Below are 16,557 nucleotides of genomic sequence, written 5' to 3'. Positions count from 1 at the left end.
CACGACGGGCCACCCGACATTGCCAAGGCACCTGTTGCGATGCGAACGACTGGATGCGAAAGCGCAGCCCGTGGCAGTCCACGTCATGGCGCGTTGCGTTGATGCCAGCCCGGCGCTTGGCGGCTGCCCGCCACATGGCATAAGGCGTTTGCTTCCACCTGCCACTGCAGTCGGGTAAATGCAACCCGGCTGGGGTCAAAGATTGCTGCCAGGGTGATGACATCCGGCACATGGACTGGGTGCACGAGTTCGCCTATATACGATCCTGCCCGCGCATACTGCGCCTCCCCGCCACCATCGCTGCCTAACGCAAGCCCTCTCCATGACCATGAAGCACCTTGTTCGTCACGCGTTCGATCGCTTTTTCCGCAAGCAGCCCCCTGCGCCAAGCGGTCTTTCGCCAACACAGCCCGGCTGCCTGCGCTGACATGCGCGGCGAGCGCCTTGCTATGGGTGACGGCGGTGATGGCCGCTCCCTCCACGCCCGGGTTGAACCTGGTACTGCAGCCGGCCGCTGCCGACGCGCAGGGGGCGGTGCCGTCCATCGACGTGGCGCTGGAGATCGACGCGCTGGCGGTCAAAAAGGCGCAACGTTGCTGCAGATCAACCTCATGGACAGTGCCACGGTCACCAGCGCTAAGCAGATCCATGATCTGCAGGTCGAAGATGCCAAGGGCGCGCTCCGGCTGACCGCTCAGGATGAAACGCTCACCTCCAGCGAGCAGATCCGTCGCTGGCACGCAGACCGTGATGTGCAGGGTGCGGTGAAGCTGCGTTACCGCGTTGCCATCGATCCGGGCTCACCACTGAATGGCACGCCGATGTTCGAGGTGCGCACTGGCGAGGGTGCAGTGTCAGGTGCCGGCCTGGCCTTTCTGCTGTTGCCCGACGATAGCGTGGAACGCATGCTCCGGGTCCGCTGGAGGTTGCCGGCGGGTGAGCAGGGACAAGCGCTGTCCAGCCTTGGCGTCGGCGATGTGGACAGCCCGCGGCCGCTGACCGTGGATGAGGTGCGGCATCTGTATTTCATGCAGGGCAAGCTCGGCGTGTTCCAGGCAAAGGACGGTGGGTTTGTCGGAGCGTGGACCGGGACGCCTCTGTTTCCAGCAGAGCGGGTCATGCGTTGGACGGAAACCCTGCACACCTACTACATGACGTTTTTCCATAGCGACGCCGCACGTTTCGTGGTCCTCACCCGCGCCAATCCGCACAATCCGGGCAGTGGCATCGGCCTGACCGACAGCTTCGCGTTTACCTATGGTCCGGCCACGACCGAAGAGGGAATCCAGCTGCTGCTGGCGCATGAAATGTTTCATGCCTTCATGGTCGATATGCCAGCCAACGAGGCCGCACGGCAGAGCACTGCATGGTTCTCCGAAGGGCTGGCTATCTACTACCAGCGCATGTTGCCGTTGCGTGCGGGCTTGATCGACCGTGCCATGTTCCTGCATGACCTCAATAGAAGTGCGGCGCAGTACTACACCAACTCCGCGCGTCATGGAACAAATGTCGAGGTTTTCGACAAGTTCTGGACCGATGCACGCTTTCGCCTGCTGCCTTACAACCGTGGCTCGATGTATTTCGCGCAACTGGATGCGGCCATTCGCGCGCACTCGGCAGGCAAGCGCTCGCTGGACGATCTGGTCCTGGCAGTGATCGCCGAGCATCGGGCCGGACGGCCCGTTGACGAAGCGCTCTGGCGCAAGTTGCTCCTGGCCGAGGCGGGCCGGCAGGCCGTTGCTGATTACCAGGCGATGCAGATGGGCAAACTGGTGCTGCCGCCCTCCAATGCGTTCGGCCCTTGCTTCCGACGTGTGCTGCGTAAGACCCGGCCATTCGATCCAGGCGTTGCGATGAGCACGTTCGCGTCGCCAAAGAAGGTGGTCGGATTGATTGCCGGGTCGGAGGCCGACAAGGCCGGTCTGCGCAATGGCGACACCGTGCTCAAGGGGGGCCAGGAGATGCTTTGTTGAACGACCCCGGGCAGACCATGACCCTGACGATACGACGTGGCGCGCAGACTTTTGATGTGACCTATCTGCCGCGTGGTGCACCGGTAGATACCTATCAGTGGGAGCAAGCCGGCGCGCCGCAGTGCGACCAGACGCCGTGATCGATCGCTGCAACGGCGCCAGGCAGGCCGTCAGCACAGCGCGGCAATACAGATCGTCCGCATTGCCGCCGGCAGCATGAATGCCGCTGCCACCTTTGGTGACTGCAAACATCGTAACGGTAGGGCCGATTGCCGGTAATGCCCGGACGGCCCTCAGCTTACCAACGTCAGGATCGGGACAAACCCGCCGTAGATCAGGCGCTTGCCATCGAACGGCATCGGGTTGACGGACGGGTCCATGCGCGGGTCGTCCATCATCTTGCGCATGCCGGCATCGCGGGTGGCCTTGTCCGGCCATTCGATCCACGAAAACACCACGGTTTCGTCTTCGGTGGCATCCACCGCGCGATGGAAGTCGGTCAGTTGCCCATGCTGGACGTCGTCGCCCCAGCATTCCACTACGCGCAGCGCACCGTACTCGATAATCACCGCATCGCCCATACGGGCGTGTTCCAGAAACGCGGCCTTGTTGGCCGTCGGCACGGCAAGCGCAAACCCATCGACATACGACATAACAGCCTCCCCAGACATGGCGCACGGCGTGCACCGGATGATGACGAATAGATGTTGATGCGATGAACACCCTGGCACGCAGTGCTTGGATGTGTGGCTCATACGTCGAATGCGAGCATACGGCGCAACGGCGTGTGTGGCACTGCTTGCGCTCGCATGATTCCAGACCGTCATCTGCGCTGCTTTGCCTGCGTATCGCGATCAGTGACGCGTGCCTGATGAGTTCGTCAGGCGCGCGCGAGATGCAGCGCTGGGCCGGCATTGCGCGGGGCTGCCATCATCCGCAGCGGGTGGGCTGCTTCCCACAGCACAGCTGCGCGATGCGGGATGTGGCGAACGGTCGGTTGCCTGACCGCGCCGGTCGCTGCGCTACGCTACGCGCCCAGATTACGCCGCCGCAGGGTGGCTTCGAACACCACATCGCCGTCTTCGTTGCGTGCCTGCAGCGTACCGCCATGTGCCTTGACGAACTGATCTGCGATAAACAACCCCAGGCCCAAGCCCTGGCTTGCGTGGAAGCTGGCCTTGAATGGCTCGAACAGACGCGGCATCAGACTGTCGGGGATGTGGCCGGCGTTGCGCACCGATAAACGCAGCGTGTCGCGCTGGCGTCCGTCCAGGTGCACGCGCACCGGCTGGCGCGCGCCATGCAGCACCGCGTTGCCGACCAGATTGGAGACCACCTGTGCCAGCCGATCGCCGTCGCCGTTGCCGTCCAGATCGCCTTCGCTACGCAGGTCGATCGGCGTGTGCGGGTTGGCCTGCGCCACTTCGTTCACCACGCTATGGGCCACCTCGCCAAGATTGCAGGGGCCGAACTGCATCGACAGCCCGTCGGTACGCAGGCGCGAGAAATCCAGCAGCTGCTCGACCATGCGTGCCATGCGATGCGCGCTGTTTTCCAGATGTTCCAGCGTGCGTGCAGCCGAGCCGTCGGCGGCCACATCCAGGCTCAGCTTGTCGGCACACAGCAAAATCACCGACAGCGGCGTGCGCAGGTCGTGGGTCAGCACCGCCATCATGGTTTCGTTGAGTGTGAGCGCGCGTTCCAGCGAGGCGTTGCGCGCCTTGAGCAGGCGCCGTTGCTGATACAACTCGATGAACACGTTGACCTTGCTCAGGATCACGTGCGGCTCGATGGGCTTGTGCAAAAAATCCACCGCGCCGGTTTCGTAGCCCTGGAACGCACGCATCGGGTCGTTCGGCGAGGCGGTCAAGAAAATGATCGGCACATGCCGGGTGCGCTGCGAGCCGCGCATCAGTTCGGCCAGCGAAAAGCCGTCCATTTCCGGCATGTGCACATCCAGCAGCGCCAGTGCCACATCGTGTTCGAGCAACAGCTCCAGCGCCTGCGCACCGGAGGCAGCGCACAGCACCTGGATGCCGTCACGCTGCAGCAGCGCTTCCATCGCCACCAGATTCTGCGGCACGTCGTCCACGATCAGCAGCTTGGCCGGTTCGGTGGTACTGCTGTCTGCAGCCAGACCGGTCGCGGTGAGATTCATCGGTGGAAAGCCTCCAATCGGCTGCAGATCGCCTGCAAGGTGAGCACCGCATCGGCACCGGCGTGGGCGATGGCGGAGGCGGGCATCAAGGGAGACGCCGCGTCGTCGGGCAGCTGGATCCAGGCGGTGCCGCCGACCGCGCGTACCGCCGCCACGCCGGCACTGCCATCGCTGCTGGCGCCGGTGAGCAGGATCGCCAGCAGGCGCGGCCCGAAGACATCGGCGGCCGATTCGAACAAGGGGTCGATCGCCGGGCGCGAGAACAGCACCGGCGCATCCATCGACAGCGCCAGGCTGTCGCGGTTTTCTACCAGCAGATGATAGTCGGGCGGGGCGATGGTCACGCTGCCGGCGAGCAGCGGTTGCTTGTCCTCGGCCTCGCGCACCGGCAAGGCGCAGCGTGCATCCATCAATTCGGCAAGATGGCTGGTGCGGTCGCGTGGCAGATGCAGCACCACCAACACCGGCATCGGCAACTCTGCAGGCAGGCTGGACAGCAACGCCTGCAACGCCATCACACCGCCGGCCGATGCACCGACCACGATCGCCTCGAAGTGCTGCCACCCATGCGCGCCGCTCATGCCGCCTTCCGAAACAGACGTTGCTCGCGGGCCACGGTTTCGAAGGCCTGCGCATGCGCGCCGAACTGCAGCGATTCCTTGCTGCCCAGACCCAGAAAACCACGGTGCACCAGCGCGTCATGAAACAGACCCACCGCGCGATCCTGCAGGGTGCGGTTGAAGTAGATCAGCACGTTGCGGCACGACACCAGATGCACTTCGGAGAACACCGTATCGGTGGCCAGGCTGTGATCGGCAAACACGATGTGGCGCTTGAGGCGGCGATCGAACACCGCGCCGTCGTAGGCGGTGGTGTAGTAATCGGACAAGGACCCGCGGCCGCCGGCCTCCAGATAATTGCGGCTGAACTGCGCAATGCGGTCGATGCCGAAGGCGCCGGCTTCGGCCATGCCCAGCGCTTCGGGATTGATGTCGGTGGCGTAGATCACCGCTTTTTCCAGCAGGCCTTCTTCATGCAGCAGAATCGCCAGCGACCAGACTTCTTCACCGGTGCTGCAGCCGGCCACCCAGAGTTTGATCGAGGGATAGGTGCGCAATACCGGCACCGCATGCTCGCGCAACACGCGGAAATACGCCGGGTCGCGGAACATCTCCGACACCTGCACGGTGAAGAACTGCATCGCCTGCGCAAACGTCTCCGGCTCGTGCAGCAGGCGATGCTGCAGATCGGCCACGCGCGCGCAATCGAAGCGGCCCATGGCGTGGCGCATGCGTCGACGCAACGAGGACACCGCGTAATCGCGGAAGTCGTAGTGATAGCGCTGGTAGACCGCTTCCAGCAGCACCCGCAGCTCCAGATCGAACAGCTCCACTGCAGTCATTGCCGCGAGCACCACACCCGGCACAGCGACACCAGCTTGTCCACGTCGATGGGCTTGGCGATGTAGTCGTTGGCACCGGCCTCAAGACAGCGTTCGCGATCGTCGGCCATGGCCTTGGCGGTCAGCGCGATGATCGGCAGATCCTGCCACTGACGATTGGCGCGGATCTGGCGCATCGCCGTGAGGCCATCCATCTCCGGCATCATGATGTCCATCAGCACCAGATCCACTTCGTGCCTGGCCAGATGTTCCAGCGCCTCGCGGCCATTGCGGGCGATCTGCAACGTCACGCCCAGCGGTTCGAGCACGCTGGAGAGCGCGAAGATATTGCGTACATCGTCTTCGGCCAACAGCACGGTGGCGCCATCCAGCACCGCATCGCGGCGGCGCGCTTCACGCAGCAGGCGTTGCTGGTCGCTGGGCAACGAGGCTTCCACGCTGTGCAGGAACAGCGTCACTTCGTCGAGCAGGCGCTCCGGCGAGCGCACGCCCTTGATGATGATGCTCTTGGAATAACGGCGCAGGCGTTGTTCTTCGTCGCGTGTGAGTGCGCGCCCGGTGTAGACGATCACCGGCGGGAACGCGACCGCATCGTTGCCGGCCATGCGTTCGAGCAGGTCGTAGCCGCTGCCGTCTGGCAGCGCCAGATCGGTGACCATGCAATCGAAGGTGGAGCCGGCCAGTTGCTGCATGGCTTCGGCAATACTGCCCACCGCGACGATTTCCAGTTGATCGCGCGCCAGCAGCAGTTTCAGATTCGCACGCAGCGCGCTGTCGTCTTCGACGATCAACAAGCGGCGCACCGCGCGTGCATTGGTGTCTTCCAGCTGGCGGATTGCGCCGGCCAGCAGCTCGCGCGTGGCCGGCTTGATCAGATAGCCCACCGCACCGAGTTCCAGCGCAATCTGGCTGCGCTCCATGGCCGAGACCACATGCACCGGGATGTGCCGCGTCGCCGGATCGCGCTTGAGCCGCTCCAATACGCTGAGTCCGGACGCATCCGGCAGGCCGATGTCGAGCAGGATGCCGCTGGGGCGCAATTCGGCTGCCAGGCGCAGTGCTTCTTCGGCACTGGGCGCCACCACGCAATCGAAGTCCAGCTCGTGCGCCAGATCGACCAAGGCTTGCGCAAAGCGCGTGTCGTCTTCCACTGCCAGGATCAGTCTGCCTGGACGGCTACGTTGATCGCGATCGTCCTCGGCGCGCTGGAGCGGCGCTGCACTCGCTGCTGGAATCGGCAGCGGCAAGGCGCTGGACGCAAGCACAGCCTGCTCGCCAAGACGAGATGCCATCGCCATGCCGCTGGTGTGCTGCGCTGCTTGCGCGGTGTTAATCGACGCCGGCGGCGCATGCCTTTCCGCAACAGTCACACCCTCGGCCGGCGCGCCATCGGTCGGCAATTCCAGCGTGAAGCAACTGCCGCGTCCCGGCTCGCTGTCCACACGGATGCTGCCGCCCATGCGCTGCGCCAGATCGCGCGAGATCGACAGCCCCAGACCGGTGCCGCCATAGCGACGGCGCGTGCTGCCATCGGCCTGACGGAACGCTTCGAAGATGATCTCGGTCTGTTCGCGCGCAATGCCGATGCCGGTGTCCTGGACCTTGAACAGCACGCGTCCCGGCGCCTGCGCCTGGATCGACAGACTGACGCTGCCGTGCTCGGTGAACTTGATCGCATTGGCCAGCAGGTTCTTGAGAATCTGCTGCAGACGCTGACTATCCATGACCACTTGCGTCGGTGCATCGGCGTCGGCCGTGATCTGCAACGCAAGGCCTTTTTGCTGCGCCAGTGGCTCGAAGGTTTCGCGCAGGCGCTGCAGCACCGAGCTGGTGGCGATGGTGTCGTCGGCCAGTTCCACATGCCCGGCTTCGATCTTGGACAAATCCAGAATGTCGTTGATCAGCGCCAGCAGATCGTTGTTGGAAGAGAGAATCGCCTGCGCATATTTCACCTGCTCGGGGCTGAGCGTGCCGTCCTTGTTGTCGGCCAGCAGCTTGGCCAGGATCAGCGCGCTGTTGAGCGGGGTGCGCAACTCGTGCGACATATTGGCCAGGAATTCGGACTTGTAACGCGAGGCGGTGGAGAGCTCGTTGCTGTTGCGTACCAGCTGGTTCTGCGCAACCAGCAACGCCTGCTTCTGCGCTTCCAGTGCCTGGGTGCGTTCTTCCAGTTGCACGTTGGTCTGTTCCAGCTCGGCCTGCTGCTGTTCCAGATCGCTCTGCGATTGCTGCAGGCTGCGGCTTTGCTCTTCCAACTCTTCGTTGGTCACGCGCAGCTCTTCCTGCTGGGTCTGCAGTTCTTCGCTCTGGCGCTGGGTTTCTTCCAGCAAGGCCACCAGCTGCGCGCGCAACAACGCGGTGCGCAAGGCCAGGCCGATGTTCTCGCCACAGCGTGCCAGCAGTTCCTGCTCGCGCGAACCGGCCGTGCGTGGGTCGGTCACGCGGCCAAGTTCGACGATGCCGATCACACGACCATCGGCAGTGACAGGTGCCAGCAGCAATTCCTGGCAACTGCTCTTGCCCAGGCTGGAGGCGATCTGCAGATGTCCTGCGTCCACGCCGCGCACGCGGCGCACCGCGCCACGCTGCAAGGCGTCGCCCAGTTGCCCGGTGTTGGTCGGCAGTGTCTTGGGCATGTCGGCCGGAAGCGCGGTGCCACCGGTCAAACGCAGGCGCTCGCCTTCGATGCGATACAGCGCGCCCACCTGCGCATCCAGCGTGTCGCACAGTGCGCTAACGGCAGCATCGGCCAATGCTTCCGGGCTTTGGTCGCCGCGCAAACTCGCTTCGACCGTGTTCTCTGCCTGCTGCAGCCACAGCGCGAATTCGGCCTGACGCCGCGCGCGGATCGCCTGCGTCACCACCAGCGCCATCGCCAGGAACGACACGCCACCGATGCTGCGGTTGATCGAGGAAAAACTGGAATTGGTGCTGGACGGCGCCAGATTGAAACCCACTGCCAACAACACGCATGACAGCGCGCCCACAATCAATGGAACCTGCGTGCGGTTTTGAAACACCGTCACCCCAACCGCGACGAAGTAGGTCAGCCACACCGCATAGCCAAGCGGTGTGACCAATTCCACAGCGAGCGTCGCAGCCATCAAGGCCCCCGCGATGACCCACACCCAGCGGTCGCGTGTGGTCGAGATGTTCTGCATGAGGCGCGCGGACCTAAGTGGGAGGGCGGTCATGTTAGCCGATAACTTTCACGCGTAAATCGCCGGAAATTTGACGCTTTCCGGCCGGGTTGGCTTGCACATCGCCTTCACGTATCCGTCACTATGTTCGCGCGCTTTCCAGGGGGGAAACATCGCGTGATGGATGCGGAAACGGCCACCGACACCGTCGGGCCGCTTTCTCACAACAGCCGGCAGTGCCAGCTGTTGCTCGAGAGCATGTGCGATTGCGCGATCTACACGCTCGATACGGGCGGCCATGTGCGTAGCTGGAATACCGTTGCAGAGCGAATCCACGGCTACGCCGTCCCCGAGGTCATGGAGACGCATTTTTCGCGTTTTTTGTGCCCGAAGATGCACAGCGCGGCGAGCCGGCACACCTGCTGGAGGTCGCCAAGCGCGATGGGCGCGCTGCTGCAGAAGGCTGGCGCTTGCACAAGGATGGCAGCCAATTCCTTGCCCGCGTGGTGATCGAGCCGGTGTTGGAAGTCGATGTGCTGGTGGGTTTTGCCGTGGCAACTTGCGATATCAGCGAACGCCATGCAGCGCAGCAATCGCAGCAATCGCAGCAGGTGCTGGCGCAGACGCAACGCAGCCAGGCGCTGGGCCGGTTGACGCGGGGCATGGCGCATGACTTCAATAATCTGCTGACCGTGATGGCGACCAGCCTGGATCTGATCTCGCGGCGTGCGGGCGAGGATGCGCGTCTGCGCACCTTGCTGGGTGCTGCGCAGACGGCAGTGGAGCGGGGCACCTCGCTGACCCGCCACGTGCTCGCCTTCGCACGCGGGCAGCAATCGCCTCCACAACGCCATGCAGTCAATGCAATTGTGACCGGCGCGTTGGAACTGCTGCTGCGTGCGTGCCCGGCCGGCATTGGCCTCTCGCTTGAATTGGCCCAGACACTGCCGGATGTGCGTATGGACCCAGGTCAATTGGACGCCGCATTGCTCAACCTGGTCTTCAATAGCTGCGATGCCATGCCCGATGGCGGTACGATCGTGCTGGCCACCGCCGTACAGCGGCGTGCCGCACCGTCCGACCCGCACGCTGCACAGCGCACTTACGTGAGCGTTGCGGTGCGCGATAATGGCAGCGGCATGCTGGCGGATGTCGCGCAGCACGCTGGCGACGCGTTTTTCACCACCAAGGATGCGGGCACGAACGCCGGCCTGGGCTTGAGCCAGGTGTTCGGCTTCGCGTCCCAATCCGGTGGTTTTGTCGAGCTTGACACCGCACCCGGACACGGCACCACCGTGACCTTGTTTCTCCCGGCCATCGAGGACGCCGAGCATGACTGAATCCCTGCGCTTGCTGATGGTTGAGGACCAAGAAGAGTTACGCGAACTGATCGGCGAGGCACTGCGCGATGCCGGCATCACCGTCGACACCGCCGACGATGGTCACAGTGCATTGCGCATGCTGCGCGAGAGCGGCCCTTACGATGTGGTGTTCAGCGATATCCGCATGCCCAACGGCATGTCGGGCATCGAGCTGAGCGAGCAGGTGACGCAACTGCTGCCGCAGGCACGCATCATCCTGGCGTCCGGGTTTGCCAAGGCGCAGTTGCCGCCACTGCCGCCGCAGGTGGATTTTCTGCCCAAGCCCTACCGCCTGCGTCAGCTGATCGACATGCTCAGAGGCGTTGCAGCCAACGCGTAAACGTTGGCTGCCTCCAGCTCGCGCGGCCGGTTCAACGGCTCTGGTAGTACACCTTGTCGATGGCGATCTCCACTGGCGCGGCCGGGGGATCGGCCACCAGCATGAACAGTTGTTTGACCGCCTGCAGATCCAGATCGTAGAACGCGCTGAAGGGGATGCTGACTTCATGCCAGGCGCCATCGCGCACCAATCCGTACTGATTGCCGCCCGCGGCGAAGTCCACCCAGCTGTCGCCGAAACTGGTGTTGATGCCGATCTTGAAGGTCGAAGGCGTAGTGGTTTTAACGTGCAGTTTCAGTGCGCCGCCCGCATACGCGGCCATATTGCGATAGTCGGTCTGGATGCCCAGGCCGTACCAGGCACCGGCGTTGGCGCGGTACGCCATTACGTTGCGGCCTTCGAATGGGGCCTGCGCAATCGGGGTGAGGTTGTTCCATAAGTACAGCTCGGCATCCTGGCCGAACGTCAGCCGCGCACTGGTATCGCTTTGCTCGGTAAATACACCGAAGCGCCCCGCAGGCGCGGCATGTTGCGCGCCGACATACAGTTGTGCACCTGGGTTTTGATACAGCCGGATGTAATCGATCTCCATCTTGCCCGGCAGCGGGGCCGTCACCGCAGCAGGCGAGGTAATGCCGGTATAGGTGCCGCCCACCGCAAGATTGAGTAGCAGATATTGCTGCTGGTGGAATTCGTGCAACGAGGCGCCTTGGATGTTGGAGATCGCAAATTCGAAGTACTGCTGGCCGTCGATCGACACCCGGATGAATTGCGGGTCCCAGGTCATCCGGTACACGTGGAAGTCGTTGTGCAGATTTATCGGGCTGGTATAGCTGGTGTCGTAGTCGGCTTGCGCGCCGTTGTAGTCCCAATGCACGGCCGCGCCGATGCGGCGGTTGGCGGTGCCGGCGGCGATTGCCGCCGCCATGCCGGCCTCCATCAGATCGATTTCGCCGCGGCCGGGCCACACGCCGATCGTGCCCAGCATCCAATACGCCGGCCATAGCCCGTTGCCGACCACCGGCGTCTTGATGCGCGCTTCCAGCGTGCCGTATGTGAAGTGCATGCGGCCTTCGGTCTTGAGCCGTGCCGAGGTGAATGGCATACTCTGAAACGCTTCGCGCCGCGCCTCGATCACCAGCCGGCCATTATCGATACGCGCATTTTCGGCACGGCTGGTGTAGTACTGCATCTCGCCATTGCCCCAACCGCATAAGCCGATCTGGCAGCCGTTACCGACGTCGTAGGTCCATTTGTTGCCGTCGATACCCGGCCCGTTGAAGTTGTCTTCCCACACCAGGGTTTGCGCCTGCGCACTCGGTGCCAGCGCCATGCCCAACACAACAGCGAACTGCACAGCGACACTGCGTAGCGTGTTCATGCGTGCTTCCCCAAAAGACGGACTCACGTCCGTGGAGAAGCGACGCTGCGCAGGTGCTGCTTCAGTGTCAAAGCAATTGTCGGGCGTGTTTCAGTTCCGTGGTGTTCATTACGGAATAATCCATCATTGGCATGACGGCGGTCGCAAACGCGGTCTGTGCCGTGCTGCGCGGCAGCACTTGTCTGCGACCGGCAGATGCACATCCACGCACACTTCAATGCCCCGCGTGCACCGTCCACGCCACCAGTCGTATCACCAATGGCCGCACCACCAATACGCAACAGAACGCGGTGGGCATCGCAATGCGGTAGGCGTCCAGCACGCGCCATAGATAGCCGGGTGCCAGCCCGGTGTTGGCGCCGGTGATGACCAGGCACATCAGCAAAGCCATGATCGCGGCCATGTAGAACGCGAAGACGAACGGGGTGGCGCGCATACCGAGTTTCCAGCGCGGTCGCGCCAACGGGGAGGAGGGAGGAGATGACGACATGGGGATGACCTCGACTGCCGCACAACCGCGGCGTGAAGGGAACTGTAGAGACGCCACCACGGCCGGGGTAGATCGCGTAGCCTTGTGGCTTACGTAAGAAAAACTTACGAATCGTTTGGTAATACTTGCCTCAACAATGAACATTCTTCAGTCCATCCGTAGTTTTGTCAGCACCGTCGATGCCGGCAGCATTGCCGGCGGAGCCAAGTTGCTCGGCGTCAGCGCGGCTGCGGTCAGCCAGAACATCGCGCGGCTGGAGCAGCATCTGGGCGTGCGCCTGCTGCACCGGACCACGCGCAGCCTGGCGCTCACCGAGCGCGGCACGCTGTACTTCGAACAGGTGCGGCAGCTGGAGCGCGACCTGGAACGCGCGCGGCAATCGGTCGCCGGTCCGCAGCAGGCCCCGGCCGGGCGCTTGCGCGTGGCCAGCACCGCCGCTTTTGCGCGCCATGTGCTCGCCCCGATGTTGCCGGCGCTGCGCCAGCGCTATCCGCAACTGGAGATCGAGCTGTTGTGCACCGACCGCGCCGTGCAGCACGCGCAGGAAAGCGTGGACGTCAGCCTGCGCATCGAAGCGCAGTTGGAAGACGGCCTGGTGGCGCGTTGCATCGCGCAGGTGCCGCTGGTGGTCTGCGCGGCACCGCAGTACCTGGCCCGTTGCGGTACCCCGCAGACCCCGGACGAATTGAAGTACCACCACTGCCTGTTGCTGCGTTACCCGGTCGATGGGCGTTGTCTGCCTTGGAACTTCCTCCGCAATGGAGTGCGCTTCCAGCCGGAGCTGGGCAAGGCGATGGTCAGCGACGATATCGATGCGCTCGCCACCATGGCCGCTGCCGGCGGCGGCATTGCACGATTGGCCGCGTATGTCGTGCAGCCGTATCTGCAGCGCGGCCAGCTGCAGCCGCTGTTTGTCTCCGATCTCGGCAGCACCGCCCAGGCATTACCGGAGCCGCTGCGCATCTACCTGTGCGTCGCCGACCGCCGCGACTTCACTCCAAAAGTGCGCGCCTTTATGGACCACGTACTCGAACGCCTGCCGGCGGAGTGGCGCATTGCCGAGCCGGCGCTGACACCTGCGCCGGCTCAAGCAGCAACCGGTGCATAGCCAGCATCTGAGTTGCAACCCTTTGTGTCCGGCGCTCTGGTCAATAAGGCGCACGAAGGTGTGATGCGCTGACTCGCAAATGCGTACCAAGTTGCTTGCAAGCGGTCCACTTTGAAAAGTGCAGCACCCCAAGTCATCGTTCCTGATCAACTACAGCGGCGGCAGCTACCGCCGCCGCTGTTGCTCATTCCAGCTTGGACATGAAAATCAAGCGCGCCGGCAGCTTTCAGTCAACGCGTTTGCCGTCACCATCGCTCACTCCAGCTTGAGCATCACAATCGAATGCGCCGGCAGCGCAATGCTCAACGCCTTGCCTTGCACGTGCGCGCCCTTGAACGCTTTCGGCTCCACCGCATGTGGCTGGGCGAAGGTGTTGTGTGCGGTGATCGCCGGCGCAGTGAGGATCTGCCCGTCTACGCTGCTCGGCGACAGGCCTTCTACCTGCACGCTCACGTTCGCCGCCGATTTCGCATCCAGATTGGTCAGCGCGACATACACATGCCCATCCTTGGCCTTGACTGCCGAGCCGTGCACGGCGGGCACATGCGCATCGCCGTGACGGTACTCGGGCGTCTGCAAGTGCAGCGGCAGATAAGTGGCGTCCTGGTACGGCTTGTACAGCGCGAACACGTGGTAGGTGGGCGTCAGCACCATCTTGTCCCCGTCGGTGAGGATCATCGCCTGCAGCACGTTGACCATCTGCGCGATATTGGCCATGCGCACGCGCTCGGCATGCGCACTGAAGATGTCGATATTCAACGACGCCACCAGCGCATCGCGCAGGCTGTTTTGCTGATGCAGAAAGCCCGGGTTCGCATCGGGCAGGCCGGCATACCAGGTGCCCCATTCGTCTACGACCAGCGCCACTTTCTTGCCCGGGTCGTAGCGGTCCATGATCGCGCTGTGTTTGGTAATCAGCTCGTCCATCACCAGCGTGCGCGACAGCGTATCGATCCAGGCGGCTTCGTCGAAATTGGTGGACGATGCGCGTGGCGGCCAGCCACCGGGCACGGTGTAGTAGTGCAGGCTCAGGCCGTCCATCAACGTGCCGGCCTCGCGCATCATCACTTCGGTCCAGTGATAATCGTCGTTGTTGGGGCCGGGCGCGATCTTGAGGATCTTCTGATTGGCCGGCGCCTTGACGAACGTCTGGTAGCGCCGATACACGTCGGCCGCATATTGCCGCCGCAGCCCCACAGCTCGTTGCCCACGCCGAAGTAGGGCACCTGCCATGGCGCATCGCGGCCATTGGCGCGGCGCTCCTGGGCCAGGCTCGAGCGCGTGGGTGCGGTCATGTATTCGGCCCACTGTGCGATCTCGTCCGGCGCCGCATTGCCCACATTGCCGGCGATATACGCCTGGGTGCCAAGCAGCTCGGTGAAATCCATGAACTCATGCGTGCCGAAACGGTTGGACTCTTCCACGCCGCCCCAATGCGTGTTGATGCTGATCGGGCGCTTGGCCGAGGCCCCGACGCCGTCGCGCCAATGGTATTCGTCGGCAAAACAGCCGCCGGGCCAGCGAATGTTCGGGACTGCGATCGCCTTCAACGCGGCCACCACATCGTTGCGATAGCCACGCGTATTGGGAATCGCCGAGTCCGCGCCGACCCACACCCCGCCATAGATGCCGGTGCCCAGATGCTCGGCGAACTGGCCGAACAGTTGCCGCGACACCAGCGCACCGGGCTGATCCGCCCGCAGCGTACCGCTCACCTTGACCTCGGCAGCGGAGGCGACGAGCGCGCTGACGAGCAGGGTGATGCCAGCCATTGAGGGCAACAACGGCCTGCGTGAGCTCTGCATTGCGAAAGACATCCACTGCATGGGCTTGGCGCTCCTGTGCTGGTCGGTTGAGTCGGTCATGCGCTACCGGTTGGGCACGCGCTGTCTAGCGTAGTGCGTGCAGCGCCGTGCTGTCTGTGTGCATCGGCGCAGTGAGACCCACGCCGGACTAGCATCCGCAGACGAACGCAGCCGCGCATACCTTTGCATGCGATGTGCAGCCGTCAGTCGCTTCGCAGGCCAGTCTGTGCGCATCGGCATGGCGGCCAGCTATGCGACACCGCTATGCTCGCCAGCTTCCACTATCGGCGGGACGATCCATGCAGCGCGTATTCGGGCAGTTGCCAGACCCAGACGGTGTTGAGGTCCATGCGCTTACGCTGCGCAGCGATGCCGGGCTGGAGGCGGAAGTGCTCACCTATGGCGGCATCCTGCATGCGCTGCGGCTCACCACCGCACGGGGCGTGGTGCCGCTGCTGCTGGCCTTGCCGGACCTGCCTGCCTACGCGGCCGACGGCGACAGCCTCAATATCCTGGTTGGCCGCTTCGGCAATCGCATCGCCGGGGCGCGTTACACATTGGATGGCGTCACCCACACGCTGGCGGCCAACGAAGGGCGCAACCAGTTGCACGGCGGCTTGCGCGGCTTCGGGCGGCGTGTGTGGCGCGTGCTGGAGCAGGCGTCGGATCAGGTGTTGCTCGGCTACGACTCCCCGATGGCGAAGAAGGCTATCCCGGTAATCTGCAGGTGCGTGCGCGGCTGCAACTGGAGGGACGCAAGCTGCAGCTGGATTTCGAGGCGCAGTGCGATGCCGCCACCCCGTTGAATCTCACCCATCACCCGTACTTCAATCTATCCGGCGACCCGCATCACCGCGCCGCCGCGCAGGTACTACGCGTGCCGGCCGATCGCTATCTGCCGGTGGATGCCGAATCGATTCCGACCGGCGAGATCGCTTCGATTGCCGGCACGCCGTTCGATTTCCGCATTGCTGCCGCGTTGGCCAATAACACTGACCCATCGCATCCACAAGTGGTGCTAGGCAAAGGCTACGACCAATGCCTGGTGCTGGCAGCCGACGCCGATTGCGTTGCCGAGCTGTATTCGCCGCGCAGTGGCGTGGCGCTACGCATCAGCAGCGATGCACCGGCGGTGCAACTCTACGAAGGCCAGCATCTGGACGCACATCATCCCGGCCTGGGCCGCGGCGTGTGTCTGGAGCCGCAGGACTATCCGGATGCGCCCAATCACCCCAACTTCCCGTCGACGATCCTGCGGCCCGGCGAGATCTACCGCCGCCGCATCGCCTATCACTTCGCCAGCGCTGGCCCGGATCAGCCGTGGGCCGCGGTGAACGCTGCGCTGGATGCCTGAGCGCGGGTACCGCAACGACGGTGAGGCCAGGACGCTCCTGAAGCC

At 63.8% G+C, this 16,557-nt stretch carries 12 protein-coding genes and 3 pseudogenes; 6 read left to right on the top strand and 9 right to left on the bottom strand.

Annotation, left to right across the window (positions count from 1 at the left end):
• Positions 1–338 precede the first annotated feature (338 nt).
• The gene (locus tag NDY25_RS03855) at positions 339–1,973 is read left to right on the top strand and encodes a M61 family metallopeptidase (protein ID WP_256627782.1); all 1,635 of its coding nucleotides are present in this window, start codon (positions 339–341) and stop codon (positions 1,971–1,973) included.
• Positions 1,970–2,113, top strand: a complete 144-nt coding sequence (locus tag NDY25_RS03850) for a hypothetical protein (protein ID WP_256627781.1) — start codon at positions 1,970–1,972, stop codon at positions 2,111–2,113. Before NDY25_RS03855 ends, NDY25_RS03850 begins: the two co-directional genes overlap by 4 nt.
• A gap of 153 nt (positions 2,114–2,266) precedes the next feature.
• Here NDY25_RS03850 and NDY25_RS03845 read toward each other — a convergent pair whose 3' ends face one another.
• The 6 genes from NDY25_RS03845 to NDY25_RS03820 form a co-directional block, all read right to left on the bottom strand.
• Positions 2,267–2,626 (bottom strand): DUF1428 domain-containing protein, encoded by a 360-nt coding sequence (locus NDY25_RS03845; RefSeq protein WP_168957933.1) that lies wholly within the window; start codon positions 2,624–2,626, stop codon positions 2,267–2,269.
• A 374-nt stretch (positions 2,627–3,000) separates the two neighbouring features.
• Positions 3,001–4,131, bottom strand: a complete 1,131-nt coding sequence (locus NDY25_RS03840) for a hybrid sensor histidine kinase/response regulator (RefSeq protein ID WP_168957932.1) — start codon at positions 4,129–4,131, stop codon at positions 3,001–3,003.
• Positions 4,128–4,712, bottom strand: coding sequence for a chemotaxis protein CheB (locus NDY25_RS03835; protein ID WP_006450597.1), 585 nt, complete (start codon positions 4,710–4,712; stop codon positions 4,128–4,130). The genes NDY25_RS03840 and NDY25_RS03835 overlap by 4 nt, the downstream gene beginning before the upstream one ends.
• Positions 4,709–5,557: a CheR family methyltransferase gene (locus NDY25_RS03830; RefSeq protein WP_180336532.1), complete on the bottom strand. Its 849-nt coding sequence runs from the start codon at positions 5,555–5,557 to the stop codon at positions 4,709–4,711. The genes NDY25_RS03835 and NDY25_RS03830 overlap by 4 nt, the downstream gene beginning before the upstream one ends.
• Positions 5,530–8,694, bottom strand: coding sequence for a response regulator (locus NDY25_RS03825; protein WP_168957930.1), 3,165 nt, complete (start codon positions 8,692–8,694; stop codon positions 5,530–5,532). Before NDY25_RS03825 ends, NDY25_RS03830 begins: the two co-directional genes overlap by 28 nt.
• A 48-nt stretch (positions 8,695–8,742) precedes the next feature.
• Positions 8,743–8,973, bottom strand: coding sequence for a hypothetical protein (locus NDY25_RS03820; protein WP_256628027.1), 231 nt, complete (start codon positions 8,971–8,973; stop codon positions 8,743–8,745).
• Here NDY25_RS03820 and NDY25_RS03815 point away from each other — a divergent pair.
• Positions 8,920–10,013 (top strand): annotated as a pseudogene (locus NDY25_RS03815) (two-component system sensor histidine kinase NtrB). The gene NDY25_RS03820 and the pseudogene NDY25_RS03815 sit on opposite strands and share 54 nt — an antisense overlap.
• Positions 10,006–10,374, top strand: a complete 369-nt coding sequence (locus tag NDY25_RS03810; protein ID WP_256627780.1) for a response regulator — start codon at positions 10,006–10,008, stop codon at positions 10,372–10,374. The pseudogene NDY25_RS03815 and the gene NDY25_RS03810 overlap by 8 nt, the downstream one beginning before the upstream one ends.
• Positions 10,375–10,405: 31 nt before the next feature.
• Here the strand turns inward: NDY25_RS03810 and NDY25_RS03805 are convergent, their stop codons facing one another.
• Together NDY25_RS03805 and NDY25_RS03800 are read right to left on the bottom strand one after the other, a co-directional pair.
• The gene (locus NDY25_RS03805) at positions 10,406–11,755 is read right to left on the bottom strand and encodes a glycoside hydrolase family 16 protein (protein WP_168957928.1); all 1,350 of its coding nucleotides are present in this window, start codon (positions 11,753–11,755) and stop codon (positions 10,406–10,408) included.
• 214 nt (positions 11,756–11,969) lie between these two features.
• Positions 11,970–12,191, bottom strand: a complete 222-nt coding sequence (locus NDY25_RS03800) for a DUF2798 domain-containing protein (RefSeq protein ID WP_006450604.1) — start codon at positions 12,189–12,191, stop codon at positions 11,970–11,972.
• Between the two features lie 190 nt (positions 12,192–12,381).
• Between NDY25_RS03800 and NDY25_RS03795 the strand changes: the two genes are divergently transcribed.
• A complete protein-coding gene (locus NDY25_RS03795; protein WP_168957926.1) occupies positions 12,382–13,353 on the top strand; it encodes a LysR family transcriptional regulator in 972 nt (323 codons plus the stop codon).
• Positions 13,354–13,608: 255 nt separating this feature from the next.
• Here the strand turns inward: NDY25_RS03795 and NDY25_RS03790 are convergent.
• Positions 13,609–15,170: pseudogene (locus tag NDY25_RS03790) on the bottom strand (alpha-N-arabinofuranosidase).
• A gap of 287 nt (positions 15,171–15,457) precedes the next feature.
• Between NDY25_RS03790 and NDY25_RS03785 the strand changes: the two are divergent.
• Positions 15,458–16,512 (top strand): annotated as a pseudogene (locus tag NDY25_RS03785) (aldose epimerase family protein).
• Positions 16,513–16,557 lie beyond the last annotated feature (45 nt).

This window comes from Xanthomonas hortorum pv. pelargonii (assembly GCF_024499015.1).
In the GTDB taxonomy this organism is placed as follows: domain Bacteria; phylum Pseudomonadota; class Gammaproteobacteria; order Xanthomonadales; family Xanthomonadaceae; genus Xanthomonas; species Xanthomonas hortorum_B.
Note: the sequence above shows the minus strand (reverse complement) of the source record. Positions and strands in the feature narration are given on the sequence as shown.

Excerpts from the sequence above, each read along its gene's own strand:
- NDY25_RS03845 (WP_168957933.1), bottom strand. The coding sequence starts at position 2,626 with ATGTCGTATGTCGATGGGTTTGCGCTTGCCGTGCCGACGGCCAACAAG.
- NDY25_RS03840 (WP_168957932.1), bottom strand. The coding sequence starts at position 4,131 with ATGAATCTCACCGCGACCGGTCTGGCTGCAGACAGCAGTACCACCGAA.
- NDY25_RS03835 (WP_006450597.1), bottom strand. The coding sequence starts at position 4,712 with ATGAGCGGCGCGCATGGGTGGCAGCACTTCGAGGCGATCGTGGTCGGT.
- NDY25_RS03825 (WP_168957930.1), bottom strand. The coding sequence starts at position 8,694 with ATGCAGAACATCTCGACCACACGCGACCGCTGGGTGTGGGTCATCGCG.
- NDY25_RS03820 (WP_256628027.1), bottom strand. The coding sequence starts at position 8,973 with ATGGCCGCCCGTATCGAGCGTGTAGATCGCGCAATCGCACATGCTCTC.
- NDY25_RS03810 (WP_256627780.1), top strand. The coding sequence starts at position 10,006 with ATGACTGAATCCCTGCGCTTGCTGATGGTTGAGGACCAAGAAGAGTTA.
- NDY25_RS03805 (WP_168957928.1), bottom strand. The coding sequence starts at position 11,755 with ATGAACACGCTACGCAGTGTCGCTGTGCAGTTCGCTGTTGTGTTGGGC.
- NDY25_RS03800 (WP_006450604.1), bottom strand. The coding sequence starts at position 12,191 with ATGCGCGCCACCCCGTTCGTCTTCGCGTTCTACATGGCCGCGATCATG.
- NDY25_RS03795 (WP_168957926.1), top strand. The coding sequence starts at position 12,382 with ATGAACATTCTTCAGTCCATCCGTAGTTTTGTCAGCACCGTCGATGCC.